The following is a 22,323-nucleotide window of genomic DNA, read 5'->3' on the forward strand; positions in this document are numbered from 1 at the left end:
ATGGAGCGCTGCGACGTCGTAATGTCACGGCGTCGCGGCGCTATAGCTGGGTCACATGATAACGGGCGGCCGTTGGATGAGCGCCGGGGTGGAAATCGTGGCGCCTTTCATCTGCTTATCCGGCCAGCGCTTTCAATTCGGCTGGATCGCCAACAATGAGGTCCGCTCCAGCGGTTTCAAGCTCGTCCCGGTTTCCGTAGCCCCAGAGAACGCCGACGGCGCGCATCCGGTTGGCGTGGGCACCGATGATGTCGAATTTCCGGTCGCCGACCATGAGGCAGTCCTCGGCTGCCAGCCCGGTATCCTTGAGAATATGCGCCAGCAGCTCCGGCTTATGGTCCAGGCCGGCACCGGGAACGGAGCCATATATGCCCTGGAAGCGGTCCGACAATCCATGATTGTCAAGGATGCGCTGTGCGAAGGTCTGTCGCTTCGATGTCGCTAGAAGCAGGCGCACGCCTTGGGAATGTAGCTCGACCAGTGTCTCCCGGATATCGGGATAGAGTTCGCTCAAAAGAAGGCCACGAGCTCCGTAATCGGCGCGGTAGGCGTCGACTGCCTCAGCGACACGGTCGTCCCCGAATGAGCTTAGAAGATACCGCATCACATCCTCGATCGGCGGTCCGATGATCGAGCGGATCTCCATCTCCGGGTCAGTTTCGTAGCCGAGGGCACGTAGCGCCGCGCGGCAGCTCGACAAAATACCGGGCTGGGAATCGACCAGCGTTCCGTCGAGATCGAGAAGGAGGTTGGAAGCGGTGTGGGACACGTGAACTCGCTTTCTTGTTGTGGGGCAGGATAGGGCTGCCCATAAATGCTGGTATCGCGGCAACGGGTCAACGGAAGCCATCGGCAATATGACCACGGCGGCGCTTTTCCCAAGGCGAGCGGCTAGCCGGCAGCTGTTCGCTTGATTGATCACCGTTTCCGTGCGGTCATCTCTCGTCGAAATACAGCCGGGCTTCTTGCCGTCCATTTCCGAAATGCGCGATGGAAGGCACTGGGTTCGGAAAAGCCAAGGCGTGTTGCGATCTCTCCGACGCCGAACTCGGTTGTTTGCAGCATTTCGATCGCCAGATCACGGCGGATCTCATCCCTGATTGCAGCGTAATTCTGACCCTCGGCGTGCAGGCGATGCCGCAAGGTCGAAGGCGACATGCGCATTTGCGCAGCCAACTCATCGAATGCCTTCCAGGATGCAGGCGGCAATTGCCGGAGCCGCTTGCGCACGCTTGCCGCAAGGCCTGCGTCATAGCGATAGCGCACGAGGATATTGGCCGGCGCATTGCGCAGAAACTGCTTTAGAGCCTGCTCGCTGCGCGTTACCGGGAGTTTGAGCAAGGCGGCATCGAATGCCAGCCTGCTGGCCGGTTGCGAGAAGCGCACGGGCGCCCCGAAAAATTGCCGGTAGTCGGCGCCATGATCCGGCTCGTCGCAGCGAAAATCGACCATGCGAAGTGGAATGCGCCGGCCGATGAGCCAGCAGGCGATGCCATGCAGCAATATCCAGTATGTTCGGTAGGCGAAGGCCGAGCGCGCGCCTGTCAAATCGGTCAGGACCACATGCGCCAGCCCGTCGGTCACTTCGATACCCCCTTTCGGGTCCTCGAGCACAATGTTCAAAAACCGGAGCGCCCGCTGCAGCGCCTGGTCGAGAGTCTTCGCGTGGAGGATGCAATGGCAGAGCAGCGTGAAGCTGCCTCGGTGCATGGGCCTGCCGCCCAGGCCGAAAAATTCGTCGTCGATTTCTGCTGATATCGCAAGCCAGAGCGCACCGTAGTTTTCGGCTGATATCGGCGCATCGACCCGGGTGGAGAGGCCAAGCGCCGTCAGAAGCTGGTCGGGCGATTTTCCTTGCCGCCGGACACAGTCGAGCGCCTCTTGCACAAAGAAAGGTGATATCATCCGCCGCGCGGCTTCCGTCATCGTCATGACCTATGAAACATGGTAAAACTGGCCGCTGGTTTGAGACGCTTTTGTCATCGAATGCAATATCGAGCGGAGATAGAGTAGGGCAAGGCATAAGGCAAATCGCGCCTTGCCAGGGGATACGATATTGCGGGCGACCGCATGACGTGTGGAGGCCCTCAGTTGAAATCGACTGCGCTGGAGGAGAGCGACCATGTTGATCCGCGGCAAGACCTTTGTCGTTACCGGTGGCGGTTCGGGCCTTGGGGCCGCCGTCGCGCGCATGCTGATAGCTGAAGGTGCAAATGTCGTCATAGCAGACGTCAATGCGGATGCCGGTGCCTTGATTATCGGCGAGCTTGGCGCCAGCGCCGCCTTCATCAAGACGGATGTCACGCAGGAAAAGGATGGCCAGGCTGCGATCGACATGGCGTTGGAGCGCTTCGGCCATCTGCACGGACTGGTCAATTGCGCCGGCGTCGCGCCGGGCGAAAAGGTGATCGGCCGCAACGGGCCACACCGGTTTGACAGCTTTGCCCGGACTGTCGGCATCAATCTCATCGGCACCTTCAACATGATCCGGCTTGCGGCGGCGGCAATCGCGAAGCAGGATCCGGACACAGAAGGCGAGCGCGGTGTCATCGTCAACACCGCCTCGGTTGCCGCTTTCGACGGGCAGATCGGCCAGGCAGCCTATGCAGCTTCCAAAGGCGGAGTTGCCGCCATGACGTTGCCGATCGCCCGTGAATTGGCCCGCAGCGGCATTCGCGTCGTTGCCATTGCACCCGGCATTTTCGAGACGCCGATGATGGCCGGTATGCCGCAGGAGGTGCAGGATTCGCTGAGCAAGAGCGTGCCTTTTCCGCAGCGCTTCGGAAAGCCGGTGGAATTCGCGGCATTGGTACGCCACATCTGTGAGAACGTCATGCTGAATGGCGAAGTTATCCGCCTTGATGGCGCGTTGCGTATGGCGGCGCACTGAGGCAGGCTTGTTATGGGAGGTTTTGATATGATGCGAGAGGATCCGATCGTCATCGTTGGTGCGGCCCGCACTCCAATGGGCGGCTTCCAGGGAGATCTCAAAGATTGCACTGCGCCGGAACTCGGTGCTGCCGCGATCCGCGCTGCACTCGAGCGCAGCGGCATCAGCCCGGACGCCGTGGAGGAGGCGGTTTTGGGTTGCGTTCTGCCCGCCGGCCAGGGTCAGGCGCCAGCCAGGCAGGCTGCGATCGGCGCCGGCTTGCCGTTTACGGCGGGAGCGACCACCATCAACAAGATGTGCGGATCCGGAATGAAGGCCGCGATGCTGGCACATGATCTTGTTTCGGCGGGCAGCGCATCGATTGCCGTCGCCGGCGGTATGGAGAGCATGACGAATGCGCCGTATCTGCTCGATCGTGCCCGTGGCGGCTATCGGCTTGGGCATGGCCGGGTCATCGACCATATGTTCCTTGATGGGCTTGAGGATGCCTATGACAAGGGGCGTCTCATGGGCACCTTCGCCGAGGATTGCGCGGAAGCGTACCAATTTACCCGCACGGCGCAGGACGACTATGCTGTGACGTCGTTGACCCGTGCCCGCAACGCGATCGAAAGCGGCGCATTCGACGCCGAAATCGTACCGGTGACGGTGAAAACGGGGAGGTCGGAGTCGGTCGTCAGCCAGGATGAACAGCCCGGCAAGGCAAAACTTGAGAAGATTCCGACGCTGAAGCCGGCATTTCGCGAAAACGGCACTGTGACTGCCGCCAACGCCTCGTCCATCTCCGATGGCGCTGCCGCACTGGTGTTGATGCGGCGCTCCCAGGCCGAGCGTGACGGCATCACTCCGATTGCCACCATCATCGGCCATGCCACGCATTCCCAGGCGCCCAATCTCTTCGCGACCGCGCCGATCGGCGCGCTGCGAAAGCTAAGTGAGCGCACAGGCTGGAACCTTCGGGATGTGGATCTGTTCGAGGTCAACGAGGCCTTCGCGGTTGTCGCCATGGCTGCCATGCGGGACCTCGACCTGCCGCATGACAAGGTCAATGTTCACGGCGGCGCTTGCGCACTCGGGCATCCGATCGGGGCATCCGGCGCGCGCGTGCTCGTCACATTGCTTTCCGCATTGAAGCGCTATGGCATGAAGCGCGGCATGGCGACGCTCTGCATCGGCGGCGGCGAAGCGACCGCGATGGCCGTCGACCTCAATTGAACGGTTTCGAGGAGGAGACCGGACTATGATCCTGAGCGAAGACCAGATTCAGATCCGCGACATGGCGCGGGATTTTGCCCGCGAGCGGCTGGCTCCGGGCGCGGCCGAGCGCGACGAGAAGAGCCGCTTCCCTCGCGAGGAACTCAAGGAGATGGGGGAACTCGGTTTTCTCGGCATGCTCGTGCCCGAAGCCTATGGCGGTTCGGAAACTGGCGTGATCGCTTATGCCGTGGCGCTGGAGGAAATCGCCGCCGGTGACGGCCCTTGCTCCACCATCATGAGCGTGCACAGCTCGGTCGGCTGCGTGCCGATCCTGAAATACGGCACGGAAGAGCAGAAGCAGCGTTTCCTGCCGAAGCTTGCAAGCGGGGAATGGATCGGCGGTTTTGCGCTCACCGAGCCGCAGGCCGGTTCCGACGCCTCTAACCTGAAGACCCGGGCTCGCCGCGACGGCGATCACTATGTCATCGATGGCGCCAAGCAGTTCATCACCTCGGGCAAGAATGGTAATGTCATCATCGTCTTCGCCGTCACTGATCCCGAAGCCGGCAAGAAAGGCATTTCGGCCTTCATCGTGCCGACCGACACGCCCGGCTACGAGGTCGTGCGCGTCGAGCACAAGCTCGGCCTCCACTCGTCCGACACATGTCAGATTGCCTTTACCGGCATGCGCATCCCTGCCGATCAAAGGCTCGGGGAAGAGGGCGACGGCTACAGGATTGCCCTATCCAATCTGGAGGGCGGGCGTATCGGCATTGCATCGCAATCCGTCGGCATGGCGCGTGCGGCTTTCGAGGCTGCGCGCGACTATGCCCGCGAGCGCACGGCCTTCGGTTCACCGATCATCGATCACCAGGCGGTTGCCTTCAGGCTCGCCGACATGGCGACGCAGATAGAGGTGGCGCGTCAGATGGTGCTGCATGCGGCCCAGCTGAAGGAGGAGGGGCAACCCTGCCTTACCGAAGCATCGATGGCCAAGCTGTTCGCGTCGGAAATGGCCGAAAAGGTTTGCTCCGACGCCATCCAGATCCATGGCGGTTATGGGTACATGGCGGATTATCCGGTGGAGCGCATCTATCGCGACGTTCGCATCTGCCAGATTTACGAGGGAACGAGCGACGTTCAGCGCATCGTTATCGCACGCAATTTGTAGAATGTCTGGGATCGTGTTCGCCGTGGGGAGCAATCGGCGGCACGATCGACAATGGAGGTATGACAGGGCATGAACGAGGTTCCAAATCTGAGCCTGCACGTCCCCGAGCCAGCGGTTCGGCCCGGTGGCCAGCCGGATTTCTCCACCGTCAAGATCCCGAAAGCCGGGTCTGTGCCGCGGCCGGCGATCGACGTGGCGCCGGAGGAAATCCGCGATCTTGCCTATTCCATCATCCGCGTTCTCAACCGCGATGGCGAGGCGGTCGGTCCGTGGGCCGGACTTCTCTCCGATGAGGAACTGCTGACCGGCCTGCGCAATATGATGAAGCTCAGGGCCTTCGATGCCCGCATGCTGATGGCACAGCGGCAGGGCAAGACGTCCTTCTACATGCAGCATCTGGGCGAGGAAGCGGTCAGTTCCGCCTTCCGCAAGGCGTTGAACAAGGGGGACATGAATTTCCCGACCTATCGGCAGGCAGGACTTCTGATCGCCGACGATTACCCGATGGTCGAGATGATGAACCAGATCTACTCGAACGAGGCGGATCCCCTGCGTGGCCGGCAGCTGCCGATCATGTATTCGTCGAAAGACCATGGCTTCTTCACCATCTCCGGCAATCTGGCCACTCAATACGTTCAGGCCGTCGGCTGGGCCATGGCTTCGGCCATCAAGAATGACACCAAGATCGCGGCCGCCTGGATCGGTGACGGCTCGACCGCCGAATCCGACTTCCATTCCGCATTGGTCTTCGCCTCCACCTACAAGGCGCCTGTTATCCTCAATATCGTCAACAACCAGTGGGCGATCTCGACCTTCCAGGGCATTGCCCGCGGCGGCTCCGGCACCTTTGCCGCCCGCGGCCTCGGCTTCGGCATCCCGGCGCTGCGAGTTGATGGCAACGACTATCTGGCGGTTTATGCCGTCGCCAAGTGGGCCGCCGAGCGTGCCCGGCATAACCTCGGCCCGACACTGATCGAATATGTCACCTACCGTGTCGGCGCCCACTCCACATCGGATGATCCGAGCGCCTATCGCCCGAAAACCGAGTCCGAAGCCTGGCCCCTCGGCGATCCGGTGCTGCGGCTCAAGAAGCACCTCATCGTGCGCGGCGTCTGGTCGGAGGAGCGCCACGCTCAGGCGGAGGCGGAAGTGCTTGATGAGGTCATCGAGGCACAGAAGCAGGCCGAAAGCCACGGCACGCTCCATGCCGGCGGCAAGCCGTCTGTACGGGATATTTTCGAGGGCGTTTATGCGGAAATGCCCGCTCATATCCGCCGCCAGCGGCAGAAGGCAGGATACTGACATGGCAAGAATGACAATGATCGAGGCGGTGCGCAGCGCCATGGACGTCTCGATGGGACGGGATGACAATGTCGTCGTCTTCGGCGAGGACGTCGGCTATTTCGGCGGCGTCTTTCGCGCCACGCAGGGGCTGCAGGCAAAGTATGGCAAGACCCGTTGCTTCGATGCGCCGATCAATGAATCCGGCATTCTCGGCACCGCAATCGGCATGGCCGCGTATGGCCTGAAGCCTTGCGTCGAAATTCAGTTTGCCGATTATATGTACCCGGCCTACGACCAGATCACCCAGGAGGCGGCGCGTATCCGCTATCGCTCCAATGGCGATTTTACCTGCCCGATCGTCGTACGCATGCCGACGGGCGGCGGTATTTTCGGTGGACAGACGCATAGCCAGAGCCCGGAAGCACTGTTCACCCATGTCTGCGGTCTGAAGGTGATCGTGCCCTCCAACCCCTACGACGCCAAGGGCCTGCTGATCGCGGCGATCGAGGACCCGGACCCGGTGATGTTCCTTGAACCCAAGCGGCTCTATAACGGTCCTTTCGACGGCCATCACGAGCAGCCGGTCACGCCCTGGTCGAAACACGACCTCGGCGAGGTCCCCGAAGGGCATTATACGATCCCGATCGGTAAGGCGGAAATCCGCCGGCCTGGCAGTGCAGTGACCGTTGTCGCCTATGGCACGATGGTGCATGTGGCGCTCGCCGCAGCGGAAGAAACGGGGATCGATGCCGAGGTGATCGATTTGCGCAGTCTTCTGCCGCTCGACCTCGATACCATCGTCCAGTCGGTGAAGAAGACCGGCCGTTGCGTCGTCGTGCATGAGGCAACGTTGACCTCGGGCTTCGGTGGCGAAATCGCCTCGCTGGTTCAGGAATATTGCTTCTACAGTCTCGAGGCGCCGATCGTGCGCGTGACCGGTTGGGACACGCCTTATCCGCACGCCCAGGAATGGGACTATTTCCCCGGTCCCGCCCGTGTGGGAAGGGCGTTGAAAGAAGTGATGGAGGGCTGAAGATGGGTGAATTCGTCATCAAGATGCCCGATGTGGGTGAAGGTGTGGCCGAGGCGGAACTTGTCGAATGGCACGTCAAGCCTGGCGATCCGGTCCGCGAGGACATGGTGCTCGCAGCCGTCATGACCGATAAGGCGACGGTGGAAATCCCGTCTCCTGTCGAGGGCGTCGTGCTTTGGCTTGGCGCCGAAGTCGGAGACACGGTCGCTGTCAAGGCGCCGCTCCTTCGTATCCAGATCGCCGGAGAGGATGGGGGAGAAGCCGAAGTGGCTTCTCCCGCCGCGATGGAACCAGCCCCGAAGGTCGAGCCGGCCAAAGACAAGCTTGCCGATGCCAAACCGGCCGCGTCGCCGCCGGCCAGACCGGCCATTGAGACCAAGATCATTCAGCCGGAAAAGATCGCGGAGCGCCCCGCCGCTCGCGAACCGGCAGAACGGCCGCTGGCTTCTCCCGCCGTACGTTTGCGCGCTCAGGAGGCTGGCGTCGATCTGCGTCAGGTTATCGGCACCGGTCCGGCCGGGCGTATCGGCCATGAAGACCTCGAGCAGTTTATCGCGCGCGGCGCACAGCCGGCCGCCGCTGTTGCCACAGGTCCCGCGCGGAAGACCGATGTCGAGGAGATCAAGATAACCGGCTTGCGCCGTCGCATCGCCGAGAAGATGCGTCTTGCAAGCTCGCGTATTCCTCACATCACCTATGTCGAGGAGGTCGACGTTACCGACCTTGAGGATCTGCGCGCAACGATGAATGCCGGGCGCAAGTCCGACCAGCCGAAGCTGACGATCCTGCCTTTCCTGATGCGGGCGCTGGTTAAGACGATTGGCGAGCAGCCTGGCGTCAATGCCACTTTCGACGATGATGCCGGTGTGGTCACCCGCTACGGTGCCGTCCACATCGGTATCGCCACGCAAACGCCATCCGGTCTGACGGTGCCTGTCGTCCGGCACGCCGAGGCGCGGTCGATCTGGGATGTTGCCGCCGAGCTTACGCGCCTCGCCGATGCCGCCCGCAACGGCACCGCCGCGCGCGAGGAGCTGTCCGGCTCCACCATCACCATCACTTCGCTCGGCGCGCTCGGCGGCATCGTTACCACGCCGATCATCAACCATCCGGAGGTGGCGATCGTAGGCGTCAACAAGATCATGACCCGGCCGGTCTGGGACGGCACACAGTTCATTCCGCGCAAGATGATGAACCTGTCGTCGAGCTTCGACCATCGGATCGTCGACGGCTGGGATGCGGCTGTCTTCGTCCAGCGGATCAAGGCGCTGCTCGAAACCCCCGCACTGATCTTCATCGAAGGCTGATGACATGAAAGAAATCGTCTGCAAGCTCCTCGTCATCGGCGCCGGCCCCGGCGGCTATATCTGCGCCATCCGTGCCGGCCAGCTCGGTGTCGACACGGTCATCGTCGAATCGACGAAAGCCGGGGGCACCTGCCTGAATATCGGCTGCATCCCGTCGAAGGCGCTCATCCATGCGGCCGAAGAGTTCGAGAAGGTCCGCCACATGACCAGCCCCAATGCGCTCGGCATCACGGTCGAGGCGCCGAAGCTCGATCTCGCTCAGACCATTCGCTGGAAGGACGGCATCGTCGGTCGGTTGAACAGCGGCGTGCTAGGCCTCCTGCGCAAGGCCAAGGTCAAGATCGTGCACGGCCAGGCGAAATTCCGAGATGGCAAGACGGTCGAGGTCGAAACCGAGACGGGGACCCAGGTCATCCGTGCCGAAACAGTTGTCATCGCCACGGGCTCCGAACCGGTCGCACTGCCATCATTGCCCTTCGGCGGCGCAATCCTTTCGTCCACCGAAGCGCTGTCGCTGACAAGCGTTCCGGCCAAGCTTGCCGTCGTCGGTGGCGGCTATATCGGCCTTGAACTCGGGACTGCCTTTGCGAAGTTGGGTTCTGAGGTCACTGTGGTCGAGGCAACACCTCAGATCCTGCCGCAATATGATGCCGAGCTCGTCAAGCCGGTTGCCAAGCGCCTCAATGAACTTGGCGTACAGGTGCTGACCGGCGCAAAGGCAAGGAGTTATTTCGGGGAGGCTTTGGTGATCGAGACAGCCACCGGCGAGGAGCAGCGAATAGCCGCTGACAAGGTGCTCGTGACTGTTGGCCGCAAGCCGCGCACCGAAGGTTGGGGTCTAGAAGAACTCGATCTCGATCGCGCCGGCCGCTTCATCCGTATCGACGAGCGTTGCCGCACCTCCATGCGTGGCGTCTACGCGATCGGTGACGTCACCGGCGAGCCGATGCTTGCGCATCGCGCCATGGCGCAAGGTGAGATGGTTGCCGAGATCGTTGCGGGTCGCAAACGTGTCTGGGACAAGCGCGCCATCCCGGCCGTATGCTTCACCGATCCGGAGATCGTCACTGCGGGCCTCTCGCCCGACGAGGCGCGCTCTCAGGGCTACGAAGTTCGCGTCGGTCTCTTCCCGCTCAGCGCCAATGGCCGCGCGATGACGACCCAGTCGGAGGACGGTTTCGTCCGTGCGGTGGCGCGTACGGACACCAATCTGGTTCTCGGTCTTCAGGCTGTCGGCGCCGGCGTCTCGGAGCTTTCAAGTGCCTTTTCCCTGGCACTTGAAATGGGCGCGCGATTGGAGGACATCGCAGGCACCATCCATGCTCATCCGACACGCAGCGAAAGCCTGCAGGAGGCCGCATTGAAAGCGCTCGGCCACGCCCTTCACATCTGAGTCAGTTTATAGGCGCCGGTGAGGGGAGCGGTAGGCGCGTGTTGCGGAGATGAAGAAGGGCAGGAAACGGGTGGTTTCAGCCTGAGAATGGATCAACCTTGTTGGCGAAACCACGTCAACGAGGATCTCCGTGAATAGCTCCGTTCCATCTTTTTCCGATGCGTTCCGCCGCATCGGTTGGTCCAATCTGCTTGCGCAATTCTCCGAACAGATTGCGCTTGCGGCAGCGCCGCTCGCAGCCGTCTTGCTCCTGTCCGCAGGGCCTTCCGAAACAGGATGGCTGCAGACCGCCCAGACGCTACCGTTCCTCCTGCTTTCCATTCCGGCCGGTCTCGTCGTCGATCATGCGTCGCGACGCAAGCTGATGGTGGCATCGGAGCTGCTGCGCGCCTTGTCGCTGGCAGCGATTGTTGCTCTGCTGTTACTCGGCGCAATGAACCTGCCGTTACTCGCAGCTCTCGGCTTTGTCGGGGCGATCGGCACGGTATGTTTCAGCGTCGCTGCGCCGGCGCTGGTCGCCTCTCAGGTGCCTCGGGCGCAGCTTTCGGATGCCAATCGCTGGCTCGAGCTTGCCCGCAGCGCCGCGTTCACGGCAGGCCCGGCGCTGGGTGGCGCTCTTGTCGGCTGGACCGGGGCGCCGACTGCCTATGTGCTGGCGACTACGCTCTCGCTTTTGGCTGTATTCTGCCTCGCCGGTCTTCCCCGGGACGAGGTCTTAGCCAAGCAGAAACGCGACCTGCTTCATGATCTCAAAGAAGGGGCCGGGTTTGTTCTGCGTCACGATCTCTTGCGGCCGATTCTCGTCACCGCCGTTTTCTTCAATATCGGCTGGTTCGTTCTCCAGGCGATCTATGTCGCTTATGCAGTGCAGGATCTCGGCTTGACGGCTACCGAGGTCGGGATCACGCTCGGCATCTATGGCGGAGGTATGATCGTTGGCGCGTTGATGGCGCCAGCGCTGGCTCGCCGGGTATCGTTCGGCACCACCATCCTGCTTGGGCCGATCGGAGGCTTCGGCGCCGCATTGATAATGCTGCTGACCTTGTGGCTGCCCTCGGTCTGGATTGCCGGCCTGAGCTTCTTTCTCTTTGGCGCCGGACCGATCCTGTGGGCGATTTCGACGATGACGCTTCGACAGGCGGTGACACCCAATGCCATGCTCGGGCGCGTTTCGGCTTTTGTCATGACGGCGACCCTCGGAGCACGGCCGCTTGGCGCCGCCATGGGCGCTGCCATTGCCGCGCATGCCGGAGTGACGGCATGTCTCTTCGCTGCGGCCGGGTGCTTTGCCATTCAGCTGCTGGTCATCGTCGGATCCAGCGTGCCGAAATTGCAGCAATTGCCAGATGCAATCTAAGCTTCTCCAGCTGTCCTGGAATTCTAACGCAATCTCTGCCTTCTTGTTTCTTTCGAGTTCGGAGAGAACGTGCGGTAGCACCTCTTATGCAATCGTCCCGTTGTCACGGATCATCGCAGAGAGCAGGTGGGCTCGGATCCAAAGCAGTCCTGCCCATACGGGCAGGTCGTTAAGCTCGTTGTAAGTGCTAATATTCCCAACGCCGGCCTGGATGCCACCTCGGGCCGGGACTGTACAGTGTCCGACGGCGATAACCATGCCTCACCATTGTCGTCGGACGCTTATCCCCTCCATGAAGTTTCACCGCTTGTGACGGCATAGCCCGGCCGTCATTTTAGAGCATGTCGCGCAAAAGTGTGCAGCGGTTTTGCGGCTGCGACATGCGTGAAATCAAAGAGCTAAAGCGCGTGAAGCGAATCTTAGAGATCGCGACGCGCTTTAGGTGTCGCGAGCAGCGCGGACCACCAGCGGCACGCAGACGTGTCCAACATCGCCACAAAAGCAAAAGCGGTCCAGTCTAGGGAAAAACTGGGCCGCCTTTCGCTGGACTGGAGGTCAATCTAATTCAGCACCCTAATGATAAGATCGGCTTAGTATTTGTCAACCACTAAAATGGGCGTGAATTCGACATGGCAGATGCTTTCCATATTGATGTGGAATCGAGAGGTTGATGAGGCGTGCTGGGGACCCGCCACCGCTGGCTCGATGGCCCTGGAGAGCCAGACGTCGGCCTTGTTTTCTCGACCTGGGGCGGCTCAACAATGAGCGAGCTGGCGGCTCTCCAAGGAGCGCTTGTGCAACTTGAAAAAAATCCCGGCCTGGATGTCGGAACCGCTCTTTCTCCGTCGTCCTTGCAGCATCAACAGCTTCAATTTGGAGGAACATCGTGGAAAATGCTCAATCGGCTTGGCAGACTGCCGCCATTCTCATCGCTCGTCTGATCTTTGCTGCCGTCTTTCTGATGGCGGTCTCGTTCAAATTCATGGATATGGGGGCTACAGCCACCTACATCGCGGCTGCGGGTTTTCCGCTCCCGCTATTTCTGGGTTGGTGCGCCGCAATCCTGGAAGTGCTGCTGGTTATCGCTTTCCTCACCGGTGCTTTCTTTACCCCGGCGGCAATTGTCGCAGCCGCCTATGTCGTCTTCCTTGGGTTTTCCTTTCACGGTCCGACGCATTGGGCCGCCAACCAGGCGGAGTTTGGTTTCTTCGTCGACCATTTCACCTTCCTGGCGGGCCTGTTTTTTGCCGCCGTGCATGGGCCAGGCAACGTGCTTGCCTTGAGGGTCGGTGGGCCAGCCAGGGCGTGAGCGTCCTGCGTCGTACCGGTTGAGGCGCCGCGCCTAATTCTAATGCGTTTTTCCCGCAGCGAGCCGGCGCTCCAGCCATAGACTGTACCGAGACGCAGCAAAACTGATCGCGAAATAGATCGCGCCGGTGAAGACGTAGGCCTCGGTGTAGAAGCCGAGCCATAGGGGATCGGTTGCTGCGATCTTGCCCGTGTTCAACAGGTCCGAAATGCCGATGACGGCCAATAGCGAGGTGTTGAGCAAAATTCCGATCGAGAGATTGACGATTGCCGGAATGACCGCTCTCAGAGCCTGTGGGAGAACGACAAGCTGGGTCGTGCGCCAGTATCCGAGACCAAGAGAATAAGCGGCCTCGAGCTGGCCCGGAGGTATCGATTGCAAGCCGGCGCGGATTACCTCCGCAAGATAGGCGGAGACGAACAGCGTAATGCCGATTTGGGCCCGCAGCAGCTTGTCGAGCAAAGCGCCGTTCGGCAGGGCCATCGGCAGGATCAACATGGCAACGTATAGGACGGCAATAAGCGGGATACCCCGCAAGCATTCAATAAACGTCACGGCAAGCACGCGCAGGATGCCCATTGACGAACGGCGTGCCAAGGCGAGAAGCAACGCGACCGGAAAAGCAGTTGCAAGGCCGATGACCGACACAAGGAGCGTGATCGGAAGCCCACCCCATTGATTGGTCGGCACAGGCGGAGAAACCACGACACCCGCCATGAGAAGCCAGACTAACAGCAGCGCAATCGGCCAGAATATCAGAAGCTTGAAACCCCAGGATCTCGGATCGGCCGATATGAAAAGCAACGCAAGAATACAGACGATCGCGAGTGCAGGTCGCCACTGCAATACTGGGGGATAGAATCCAAAAACAATGAAACGGAACTTGGCAGCGATGAACGCCCAGCAGGCGCCTGCGCCCTCTGCGCTGCAATCAGTGCCGGCTCCGCTCCAGATCGCGGCGCTGCCTGCCCAGCGCAAAAGAGGAGCTGCCATCCAAAGCAGGATTGCGAGGCTGATGATTGATATGACGGCGTTCGGCCAGTTGTCGAAGAGACCTTTGGAAATCTGCCGTCGACGCCATTTGGAGAGGCCGATCTGCAATTCACTCATTGACGCTGACTCCCCGTCCGCGTGATGCGCCTGTTGAAGAGGTTCATGCCGAGAGAGACGATCAGGTTGAGCGTCAGATAAGCCCCCGCGATGATCGCAATCGCCTCGAGCGTCTGTCCGGTGGTATTGGCGGTCGTGTTGCCGACGTTCACCAGATCCGGATAGCCGATCGCAACGGCGAGGCTGGAATTCTTCGTCAGATCGAGATAGCTCGACGTCATCAGCGGCGTTATCACCCGCAATGCCTGTGGGAGAACGATGAGGCGCACGATGTGGCCGGGTCGCAGACCAAGCGATCGAGCCGCTTCCCATTGTCCGCCTTGCACCGACTGGATCCCGCCGCGCACGATCTCGGCAATGGTCGCCGCCGAGTTGAAAACCAGACCGGCCAGTAGCCCGGCGAATTCAGGACTTAGCGATAGCCCGCCCGATATGTTGAAGCCGCCTTTGATCGGCAGATCGAGATCGACGGCACCGCCGGTAAGCCAAAAAGTCGCTGCTGCAGCAATGACGGCCGCAACGCCGATCTGAGTGGCATAGAAGGGGCGGCCGAGAAGGAGGCGCTGCAATATGGCGACGACGACAAGGCCACATAACAGGGCCAGGCCGATGCTGACGGCCGGAGTGTTTCCGACAAGCACGAGCTTCGGAATATAGACGCCGCGGTTGCTGAGATAGGCACCCGCTATCTCCGTTGCTCGCCTGGCGGCTGGAAGATTGTGAAAGATCGCGCTCCACAGGAAAAGCTGCAGCAAGAGCGGCGTGTTGCGAAAGATCTCGACATAAAAGCGGACAGCCGATGTCAGAACGAGGTTGCGGCTCATCTGCGCAACGCCGAGTGCGGTGCCAAGCACTGTCGCGATGATGCAGCCGACGAATGCAACATAGATCGTATTGACAAGCCCGGTGAGCAGCGCCCGTCCATAGCTGTCAGACGAGGAATAGGCGATCAGGCTCTCGCCGATTTCGAAATTCGCACGCTGCGACAGGAAAGCGAAACCGGGCTCGATGCCGAGCCGATGCATGGTGGCGACGATGTTGTCGCCAAAATACCAGAGCACTGTGCCCAAGGTCAAAAGAACGGCCAATTGCGCCGCGGGAGCAGGGCCAAGCCAGAGGCGAAAACGGCGAAGGGGGCCGGGCTTCGAAAAGCCCGACCCCGAGTGACGGGAATGCATCTGCAGCTGATCCATCGAGCCCGTCTCAACGGAAAGGCGGCGAATAGATCAGGCCACCTTTGGTCCAGAGCTGATTGAGACCCCTGTCGAAATTGAGGGGTGTACCCTTGCCGACATTGCGCTCGAATATTTCCCCGTAATTGCCGACCGCCTTGATGATATTGTAGGCGAATTTCGGATCGAGGCCGATTGCCTGGCCGAGGGAAGGATCGACGCCGAGGAAGCGCTTGATGGCCGGATCGTCGCTGGTGAGGAATGTATCGACATTGTCCTTGGTGATACCGAATTCCTCGGCCTGGATTGTCGCGTAGACCGTCCAGTTGACGATTTCCAGCCATTGGTCGTCGCCCGCGCGGATGGCAGGCGCAAGAGGTTCCTTGGAGAGTCGCTCCGGCAGCAGGATATAGTCGTCCGGCTTCTTGAGCTGCGTGCGTTTGGCCGCAAGATCGGTCGAATCCTGTGTCAACGCGTCGACGCGGCCCGAATCCAGCGCCTTGGTGAACTCTGCCGTTTCCTCGATCGTCACGGGTGTAAACTTCTTGCCGGTCTTGCGGAAGAAGTCGGCGATGTTCAGCTCACCCGTCGTTCCGCTCTGGATACCGATCGTGGCTCCATCCAGATCCTGACCCTTGGTGACGCCGAGATCCTTGCGCACCAACAGACCCTGGCCATCATAGAAGACGACCGGTCCGAAATGGAAGCCGAGCTTGAATGCACGGGTGATGGTTTCCGTCACGCCGGAAAGCAGAATGTCGAATTCGCCGGACTGAAGCGCGGGCAGGCGCTGCTGCGGCGAAGAGTTGGTAAATTCGACCTTGTCCGGATTGTTGAAAACGGTCACGGCAAGTGCTCGCCCGAAGTCGATGAAGAACCCTTGCCAGCGGCCGTTGCTATCAGGCGTGAAGAAGCCCGGTGTCGTTCCGACGCCGACCTTGATGAGGCCGCGTTCCTTGATCTTGTCGAGCGTTGGGCCTGCATTTGCCATGTTCGGCAACAGTGTTGCGGCCGCGATCATCGTTGCCGCGATAGCGCCTGTCACGCGCCTGTGCACGTTGGTAATTGCTTGCATGAAATCTCTCCTGAAAGTGCCTGTCCCCAGCTCGAGGCGTTGATTGTTGGGAGGATCAGTTGGCCCCGGGCGTCTCTAAGTTATGTGCTTATAATCTATAGAATAGGTATATTACTTTAATGATGAGCCTCCCAAAGAAACAATTTGCTCACTTGACGCCTGTTCTTCTGTTGCCATTCAAGACTGAGTGCATGAAATATATTTCACAATGTGAATTATATTGACATGAAGTTTCCCGTCGCGCTAACTACGCTCACCGGGGTTCGAGGAGGAAACCCGGTTTCACGAACAAGGCGCGATACGCGCTCTCGGCTTTTTGGGGAGGGGCTTCGGCCTCGAGGAGGAATCTTGCGCAATTTTCTAAGCACGACCGCAATGGCTGTCCTGGCTGCGGCGGCATTCGTTTCCACCGCTGCGGCAGCAGAGACGGATAATCCGTTCCGCTGCAAACCCGGTGAAAAATACGTCATGAACGTGATGGTTTCGGGCGTCGAATACTGGTTCCCGGTCTATGAAATGTTCAAGCAAGCCGGCAAGCAATTCGGTTGCGAGACTGCGTATACCGGCACGCCGGAATATGACGTCAACAAGCAGATCGCCACGTTCGATCAGGCGCTTGCCCAGAATCCGGCCGGAATTCTCGTTCATCCGATGAACTCCGATCCCTTCATCGAGCCGATCAACCGTGCGATCGATCAGGGCACGGCGGTCGTCACCTTTGCGGCGGACTCGCCTCTCTCAAAGCGCATTTCCTTCATCACCTCGGACAATTCGCGCGAAGGCGCCTACGCGGCCGACGCGATTGCCGCGAAGCTTGGCGGCAAGGGCGAATATGCGGTTCTGGAAAATCCGGGTCAGGACAACCACGACAAGCGCATCGCAGCGTTCATCGCCCGCATGGAAACCAAATATCCAGAGATGAAACTTGTCGGCCGCGCCGCATCGAACCAGGATCCGAACAAGGCTTATCAGGGACTGATGAGCCTGGTTCAGGCGCATCCGAACCTCAATGCCGTGTTCATGCCGGAGGCGAACTCCGCAATTGGCGCTGCTCAGGCCAACAAGGAAAGCGGCGGCAAGATCCTCGTCATGTGCGCCGACGTCAACGCCAACATTCTCGACATGATCAAGGCCGGCGAAGTCTTCGGCTCCATCAATCCGAACCAGGGCATGCAGGGCTACATGGGCTTCATGATGCTGTGGCTTGCCAAGCATCCGGAGCTGATCGATCCCATGAACGACGCCAAGCGCTCCGGCTTCAACCCGATGAGCATTCCCTTCGTCGACAACGGTCTGTCGATCGTCACCGCCGCCAATGCCGATGACTTCTACTGGGACAAGTATCTGAAGCGTCGCGGCACGAAGGGCATCGAGGAGTAAGACCTGAAACGTCGGCTGTCCGGGGCGAGACATCTCGGGCAGCCGACGCAGGGTTCGAAAAGGAGGAGATGTTCATGACACAGGCGCTAGTCTTGGAGATACGTAATGTCAGCAAGCGTTTCGGTGCGATCAAGGCACTGACGGATGTGAAGTTCACGCTCGAAAGAGGTGAAGTGCACGCGCTTTGCGGTGAAAACGGCGCTGGCAAATCGACGCTCATGAACATCATCGCCGGCGTGCTGCAGCCAACCGAGGGTGAGATCCTTATCGACGGCGCACCCGTCAAGATTGCGTCTCCGGCCGCAGCCCAATCCCTGGGCATCGGTCTCGTCCATCAGGAAATCGCACTTTGCCCGGACGCGACCGTTGCCGAAAACATGTTCATGGCGGCGACGAACCGGCGCCGCTCTCCATTGATGAATTTTGCCAGGCTGGAACGGGAGGCCCAGGCGGTGATGAACCGCCTTTCCCCGATCGATGTTCGCCAGAAAGTCGGCGAGCTGCCGATTTCAAGCCAGCAACTGGTGGAGATCGCCAAGGCGCTCACGCTCGATTGCCGTGTCCTGATCTTCGACGAGCCGACGGCGGCTTTGACCGTCGCCGAGGCCCAGGTGCTCTTCGGCATCATCAACGACCTGAAAGAGCAGGGCATATCGATCATCTACATCAGCCATCGCATGGCTGAGATCTTCAGCCTCTGCGACCGCGTAACCGTCTTTCGCGACGGCCGCTACGTGTCGACCGAGCGCGTGTCGGACATCACAGCCGACGATGTGGTGCGCCGCATGGTCGGCCGCGAAATCACCCAGCTCTATCCGGAAAAGCAGGACTTCACCGAACGCAGCGTGGAGACTGTATTGTCCGTTCGCAATCTTGGCGATGGCAAGCGTTTTCAAGAGGTCAGCTTCGAGCTGCGCAAGGGGGAAATTCTCGGGATTGGCGGACTGATCGGCTCCGGTCGGACTGAAATCGCCGAAGGCATTTGCGGGCTGCGCCAGACGACGGAAGGCGATATCCGACTGCATGACAAGGCGCTTCGAGCGACTTGCTATGCCGATGCCGTTCGCGCCGGGATCGTCTATCTCTCCGAGGATCGCAAGGGTTCCGGTGTGTTTCTCGATCTGTCGATCGCGCAGAACATCTCCGCTCTCGATCTCAAGTCGCTGACGGGCCAGTTCGGGCTGTTGAATGCGAAGGCTGAGTCCGAGCGTGCCGAAGAGCTCGCGCGCCGGCTCGGCGTGCGCATGGGCGGTATCGACATGCCGGTTTCATCGCTTTCAGGCGGCAATCAGCAGAAGGTCGCCATCGCCAAGCAGTTGGCGGTCGATCCCAAGGTAATCCTGCTTGATGAGCCGACGCGCGGCATCGACGTCGGCGCCAAGTCCGAAATTCATCGTTTGCTGCGCGACCTCGCGCGTTCCGGTATCGGCATCGTCGTGATCTCATCGGAATTGCAGGAACTTCTTGGTCTGTGTGACCGGGCGATCGTCATCCGCGAAGGCGCCGTCGCGGGGGAGGTTGAGGGGGATACCATGACGGAGGAGGCGGTCATGAGGCTGGCTTCCGGTGTCGATGTGCAGCAACACCTCAAAGCGAAGGCATCAACACATGCCGTCTGAGAAAAGGGCAGAAACGGGAGATGAGACAATGACAGATCACGCTTTGGTCGCGACGAGGGAGCGTACGTCTTCCTGGCGCAAGCTCGGGACAATGCGGGAAGCGGGGCTGATCGCCATCATTCTCGCACTCTGCATCGTCATGAGCTTTGCCTCGCCACACTTTCTGACGCTTGGCAATTTCAGGGCCATGCTAATGTCGTTCTCCGTCGAGGGTATCGTCGTCGTCGGCATGACCATCCTTCTGATCGTCGGCGGCATCGACCTTTCGGTCGGGTCGGTCGTCTGCTTCTCGATGGTTCTGTCCGGGTCATTGTTCCTGATGGGCGTTGACCCGTGGAGCGCCTCTCTGATCGGCATTCTCGCCAGCGCCCTGATAGGCTGCGCCATGGGCTTCTTCGTGACCGTCATCGGTCTCAATCATTTCATCACATCGCTTGCGGCCATGGTGATCGTTCGAGGCTTTTGCCTCATCATCACCAAAGGAACGCCGCTCTCATTGTTCACGCTGCCGCCCTCGTTCAAGGCAGTCGGGCAGGGCACGTTTTACGGGATACCTTATGTGATCCTGATCTTCGTCGCAGTGGTCGCCATCTTCGATTTCCTGCTGCGCCGCGCAACCGCATTCCGCAAGGTGTTCTACACCGGCAGCAACGAAAAGGCGGCGCTCTATTCCGGGATCAAGACCAACCAGGTCAAATTCTGGGTCACCGTCCTCTGCACGACGTTGTCGGGGTTTGCCGGCGTGATCTATATGTCGCGGTTCGGTGCTGCGACGCCGACTTTTGGCGTCGGCATGGAGCTCAACATCATCGCTGCTGCCGTCATCGGTGGAGCATCCTTGAGCGGCGGTTCTGGGACGATCCTCGGCGCCATTCTCGGCATCGCGCTTCTCTCGGTGGTCACGAGTTCGTTGATCCTGCTCAATGTCTCGGTCTATTGGCAGGACATGATCAAAGGCTGCATTCTCTTGACCGCCGTCTCTATCGACCATTTCCTTCACAAGCGTAAGGCTGCCTGACATGCCCCTTGCAAAGCCGAAAGCCCCATCTGCGCCGCGAGAAGAAATCGTCATCGCGCGCCAGATGCACCAAGCCCTCGTCCTGCATTTTCTCGAAGGTCTGACGCAGGCTCAGATCGCCGATCAGCTCGGCATCTCGCATGCGACGGTCAACCGGCTGATCAAGCGCGGTCGCCAGCTCGGCCTCGTCGAGATCAAGATCAAATCCCCCGTCGAGCCCTTGGTCGACATGGAAGAGCAGCTTCTCGCGCTCGGCGGCATCAGCCGTGCCATCGTGGTGCCGACCGTGTCGGACAATCCGCAGACGGCGCTCCAGGCCGTCGGCGAGGCGGCGGCCCGCCTGCTTGTCGAACATATCGCGGATGGCGATACGATCTGCATTACCGGCGGCAAGGGCGTCAGTGCCGTCGTCGCCGGCCTTCAGGCACCGCGACCTTTTGATGTCTCGGTAATCCCTGCGACCGGCTGCGTTCAGGGCAAGCACTATACGGATGTCAATCACGTCTCGACGCTGATGGCGGATCGTCTCGGCGGGCACTCTTTCCAGATCCATGCGCCTCTGTTTGCCGACAGTGCGGCCGAGCGCGACATGCTGATCAACATGCGCGCCGTCGCCGATGTGTTCAAACAGGCGCGGGAAGCCAAAATTGCCGTCGTCGGTATCGGCTCCATCCTTTCCGACGATTCAAGCTATTATGACCTCCACCCGTCTTCGAGCACGGACCGCGCGGCGATAGAGCGTTCCGGTGCTTCGTGCGAATTGCTTGCCCATCTGCTCGATGACGAAGGTCGCGTTTGCGATTACAGCCTCAACCGATCGCTGGTCTCGCTCACGCTTCCGGAGTTCGCTTCGATCCCGACGAAGATCGGTGTGGCGAGTGGGCCGAACAAGGCAGGCCCGATCCTCAGCGTCATGCGTGGCCATCATCTCGATACGCTGGTTACGGACGAAGCGACAGGCGCCCGCGTTCTGGCACTGGCAAACGGCAAAGGGCAGCACGTATGAGCAGCCAACAATTGACACGCGAGATCGGCAAATCCGGTGTCGTCGCTTCGGCGGTCGGCCTTGGAACATGGGCGATCGGCGGCTGGATGTGGGGCGGAACGGACGAGACGGAATCGATCTCGGCGATCCACGCGTCGCTCGATGCTGGCGTCACGCTCATCGATACCGCACCGGCCTATGGTCTCGGGCGGTCGGAAGAAATCGTCGGCAAGGCGCTTGCCGGCCGTCGCGACAAGGCCGTGATCGCCACCAAATGTGGCCTTGTGTGGCATACCGACAAAGGCAGGCATTTCTTCGATCAGGACGGCAAGCCGGTTCATCGTTATCTCGGCCGCGATGCGATTTCCCACGAAGTCGAGGAGAGCCTGCGGCGCCTCGGCACCGATTACATCGACCTCTATATCACCCATTGGCAGGATCCGACGACTCCGATCGAGGAGACGGTTAGGGCGCTTGAGGACCTAAAAGCATCCGGCAAGATCCGGGCGATCGGCGCCAGCAATGTCAGCGCGCTTGAGCTGGAGGCCTATATTGCGGCCGATGGCCTCGATGCCATCCAGGAGCGCTTCAGCATGATCGATCGGGAGATCGAGAGCGAATTGCTGCCGTTGACGCGGGCAAACGGGATTTCGACTCTCAGCTATTCGTCGTTGGCGCTCGGGCTCTTGTCCGGCACCGTCGGGCCGGAGCGGATCTTCTCCGGTGACGATCAACGGCGGGGTAATCCTCGCTTTTCCGTTTCGAACCGTGACAAGGCGCAGGCTTTCGCAAAGGCAATCGGACCCGTTGCCGATAGGCACGAAGCCAGTATCGCTCAAGTCGTCATCGCCTGGACACTTACCCAGCCCGGCGTCACTTTCGCGCTTTGCGGAGCCCGCAATCCTGCGCAGGCGCTCGACAACGCTCGGGCCGGGACCATCCGGCTGGATGCGGATGATCAATCAGCCATCGAGGCAGCCATTTCAGCGAAGCTGACCGATATGGACAGGTAACGGATCGCCA

The 22,323-nt window shown here is 60.4% G+C and carries 19 protein-coding genes; 14 read left to right on the top strand and 5 right to left on the bottom strand.

Annotated features, from left to right (window positions below; all coding sequences use genetic code 11):
• Window positions 1-115 precede the first annotated feature (115 nt).
• Window positions 116-769 carry an HAD hydrolase-like protein gene (locus ACIQJ2_RS05640; protein ID WP_400675486.1) on the bottom strand — a complete coding sequence of 218 codons (654 nt, stop codon included), beginning with the start codon at window positions 767-769 and terminating at the stop codon, window positions 116-118.
• Window positions 770-918: 149 nt separating this feature from the next.
• A complete protein-coding gene (locus ACIQJ2_RS05645; RefSeq protein ID WP_400675484.1) occupies window positions 919-1,926 on the bottom strand; it encodes an AraC family transcriptional regulator in 1,008 nt (335 codons plus the stop codon).
• Window positions 1,927-2,122: 196 nt separating this feature from the next.
• On the opposite strand from ACIQJ2_RS05645, the gene ACIQJ2_RS05650 reads away from it, so the two are divergent.
• From ACIQJ2_RS05650 to ACIQJ2_RS05690, 9 genes are all read left to right on the top strand, one after another.
• The gene (locus ACIQJ2_RS05650) at window positions 2,123-2,890 is read left to right on the top strand and encodes a 3-hydroxyacyl-CoA dehydrogenase (protein ID WP_400675482.1); all 768 of its coding nucleotides are present in this window, start codon (window positions 2,123-2,125) and stop codon (window positions 2,888-2,890) included.
• 27 nt (window positions 2,891-2,917) lie between these two features.
• On the top strand, window positions 2,918-4,105 hold the full coding sequence (locus ACIQJ2_RS05655; protein ID WP_400675480.1) for an acetyl-CoA C-acyltransferase: 1,188 nt from the start codon (window positions 2,918-2,920) through the stop codon (window positions 4,103-4,105).
• 25 nt (window positions 4,106-4,130) lie between these two features.
• Complete coding sequence (locus ACIQJ2_RS05660; RefSeq protein ID WP_400675478.1) at window positions 4,131-5,258, top strand: acyl-CoA dehydrogenase family protein; 1,128 nt, start codon at window positions 4,131-4,133, stop codon at window positions 5,256-5,258.
• 69 nt (window positions 5,259-5,327) lie between these two features.
• Entirely contained in the window at window positions 5,328-6,560 is a 1,233-nt protein-coding gene (locus ACIQJ2_RS05665; RefSeq protein ID WP_199150767.1) for a 3-methyl-2-oxobutanoate dehydrogenase (2-methylpropanoyl-transferring) subunit alpha, read from the top strand.
• A gap of 1 nt (window position 6,561) precedes the next feature.
• Window positions 6,562-7,575: an alpha-ketoacid dehydrogenase subunit beta gene (locus tag ACIQJ2_RS05670; RefSeq protein ID WP_199150768.1), complete on the top strand. Its 1,014-nt coding sequence runs from the start codon at window positions 6,562-6,564 to the stop codon at window positions 7,573-7,575.
• 2 nt (window positions 7,576-7,577) lie between these two features.
• On the top strand, window positions 7,578-8,882 hold the full coding sequence (locus tag ACIQJ2_RS05675; RefSeq protein ID WP_400675476.1) for a dihydrolipoamide acetyltransferase family protein: 1,305 nt from the start codon (window positions 7,578-7,580) through the stop codon (window positions 8,880-8,882).
• Window positions 8,883-8,886: 4 nt separating this feature from the next.
• Window positions 8,887-10,275 (top strand): dihydrolipoyl dehydrogenase, encoded by a 1,389-nt coding sequence (gene lpdA / locus ACIQJ2_RS05680; protein WP_400675474.1) that lies wholly within the window; start codon window positions 8,887-8,889, stop codon window positions 10,273-10,275.
• 130 nt (window positions 10,276-10,405) lie between these two features.
• Window positions 10,406-11,632, top strand: coding sequence for an MFS transporter (locus tag ACIQJ2_RS05685; protein ID WP_400675472.1), 1,227 nt, complete (start codon window positions 10,406-10,408; stop codon window positions 11,630-11,632).
• A gap of 886 nt (window positions 11,633-12,518) precedes the next feature.
• The gene (locus tag ACIQJ2_RS05690) at window positions 12,519-12,941 is read left to right on the top strand and encodes a DoxX family protein (protein WP_400675470.1); all 423 of its coding nucleotides are present in this window, start codon (window positions 12,519-12,521) and stop codon (window positions 12,939-12,941) included.
• Window positions 12,942-12,980: 39 nt separating this feature from the next.
• On the opposite strand, the gene ACIQJ2_RS05695 is transcribed toward ACIQJ2_RS05690, so the two are convergent.
• The 3 genes from ACIQJ2_RS05695 to ACIQJ2_RS05705 are packed head-to-tail and all read right to left on the bottom strand — an operon-like array spanning window position 12,981 to window position 16,298.
• Window positions 12,981-14,051: an amino acid ABC transporter permease gene (locus tag ACIQJ2_RS05695; protein WP_400675468.1), complete on the bottom strand. Its 1,071-nt coding sequence runs from the start codon at window positions 14,049-14,051 to the stop codon at window positions 12,981-12,983.
• Complete coding sequence (locus tag ACIQJ2_RS05700; protein WP_400675466.1) at window positions 14,048-15,244, bottom strand: amino acid ABC transporter permease; 1,197 nt, start codon at window positions 15,242-15,244, stop codon at window positions 14,048-14,050. Before ACIQJ2_RS05700 ends, ACIQJ2_RS05695 begins: the two co-directional genes overlap by 4 nt.
• A gap of 10 nt (window positions 15,245-15,254) precedes the next feature.
• On the bottom strand, window positions 15,255-16,298 hold the full coding sequence (locus ACIQJ2_RS05705) for an amino acid ABC transporter substrate-binding protein (RefSeq protein ID WP_400675464.1): 1,044 nt from the start codon (window positions 16,296-16,298) through the stop codon (window positions 15,255-15,257).
• 348 nt (window positions 16,299-16,646) lie between these two features.
• On the opposite strand from ACIQJ2_RS05705, the gene ACIQJ2_RS05710 reads away from it, so the two are divergent.
• From ACIQJ2_RS05710 to ACIQJ2_RS05730, 5 genes are all read left to right on the top strand, one after another.
• Window positions 16,647-17,678 carry a substrate-binding domain-containing protein gene (locus tag ACIQJ2_RS05710; protein ID WP_400675462.1) on the top strand — a complete coding sequence of 344 codons (1,032 nt, stop codon included), beginning with the start codon at window positions 16,647-16,649 and terminating at the stop codon, window positions 17,676-17,678.
• A gap of 74 nt (window positions 17,679-17,752) precedes the next feature.
• On the top strand, window positions 17,753-19,297 hold the full coding sequence (locus tag ACIQJ2_RS05715) for a sugar ABC transporter ATP-binding protein (RefSeq protein ID WP_400675460.1): 1,545 nt from the start codon (window positions 17,753-17,755) through the stop codon (window positions 19,295-19,297).
• A 28-nt stretch (window positions 19,298-19,325) separates the two neighbouring features.
• Entirely contained in the window at window positions 19,326-20,315 is a 990-nt protein-coding gene (locus ACIQJ2_RS05720; protein WP_400675458.1) for an ABC transporter permease, read from the top strand.
• A 1-nt stretch (window position 20,316) separates the two neighbouring features.
• Window positions 20,317-21,321, top strand: coding sequence for a sugar-binding transcriptional regulator (locus tag ACIQJ2_RS05725; RefSeq protein ID WP_199151378.1), 1,005 nt, complete (start codon window positions 20,317-20,319; stop codon window positions 21,319-21,321).
• Complete coding sequence (locus ACIQJ2_RS05730) at window positions 21,318-22,313, top strand: aldo/keto reductase (protein ID WP_400675456.1); 996 nt, start codon at window positions 21,318-21,320, stop codon at window positions 22,311-22,313. The genes ACIQJ2_RS05725 and ACIQJ2_RS05730 overlap by 4 nt, the downstream gene beginning before the upstream one ends.
• Window positions 22,314-22,323: the final 10 nt, after the last annotated feature.

Source organism: Rhizobium sp. NPDC092011 (assembly GCF_044756305.1).
Lineage (GTDB): Bacteria > Pseudomonadota > Alphaproteobacteria > Rhizobiales > Rhizobiaceae > Rhizobium.

Coding starts and splice junctions, on each gene's coding strand:
- ACIQJ2_RS05665 (WP_199150767.1), top strand. CDS start 5,328: ATGAACGAGGTTCCAAATCTGAGCCTGCACGTCCCCGAGCCAGCGGTT.
- ACIQJ2_RS05650 (WP_400675482.1), top strand. CDS start 2,123: ATGTTGATCCGCGGCAAGACCTTTGTCGTTACCGGTGGCGGTTCGGGC.
- ACIQJ2_RS05655 (WP_400675480.1), top strand. CDS start 2,918: ATGATGCGAGAGGATCCGATCGTCATCGTTGGTGCGGCCCGCACTCCA.
- ACIQJ2_RS05715 (WP_400675460.1), top strand. CDS start 17,753: ATGACACAGGCGCTAGTCTTGGAGATACGTAATGTCAGCAAGCGTTTC.
- ACIQJ2_RS05675 (WP_400675476.1), top strand. CDS start 7,578: ATGGGTGAATTCGTCATCAAGATGCCCGATGTGGGTGAAGGTGTGGCC.
- ACIQJ2_RS05695 (WP_400675468.1), bottom strand. CDS start 14,051: ATGAGTGAATTGCAGATCGGCCTCTCCAAATGGCGTCGACGGCAGATT.
- ACIQJ2_RS05725 (WP_199151378.1), top strand. CDS start 20,317: ATGCCCCTTGCAAAGCCGAAAGCCCCATCTGCGCCGCGAGAAGAAATC.
- ACIQJ2_RS05700 (WP_400675466.1), bottom strand. CDS start 15,244: ATGGATCAGCTGCAGATGCATTCCCGTCACTCGGGGTCGGGCTTTTCG.
- ACIQJ2_RS05670 (WP_199150768.1), top strand. CDS start 6,562: ATGGCAAGAATGACAATGATCGAGGCGGTGCGCAGCGCCATGGACGTC.
- ACIQJ2_RS05720 (WP_400675458.1), top strand. CDS start 19,326: ATGACAGATCACGCTTTGGTCGCGACGAGGGAGCGTACGTCTTCCTGG.
- ACIQJ2_RS05645 (WP_400675484.1), bottom strand. CDS start 1,926: ATGACGGAAGCCGCGCGGCGGATGATATCACCTTTCTTTGTGCAAGAG.
- ACIQJ2_RS05705 (WP_400675464.1), bottom strand. CDS start 16,298: ATGCAAGCAATTACCAACGTGCACAGGCGCGTGACAGGCGCTATCGCG.
- ACIQJ2_RS05730 (WP_400675456.1), top strand. CDS start 21,318: ATGAGCAGCCAACAATTGACACGCGAGATCGGCAAATCCGGTGTCGTC.
- ACIQJ2_RS05660 (WP_400675478.1), top strand. CDS start 4,131: ATGATCCTGAGCGAAGACCAGATTCAGATCCGCGACATGGCGCGGGAT.
- lpdA (WP_400675474.1), top strand. CDS start 8,887: ATGAAAGAAATCGTCTGCAAGCTCCTCGTCATCGGCGCCGGCCCCGGC.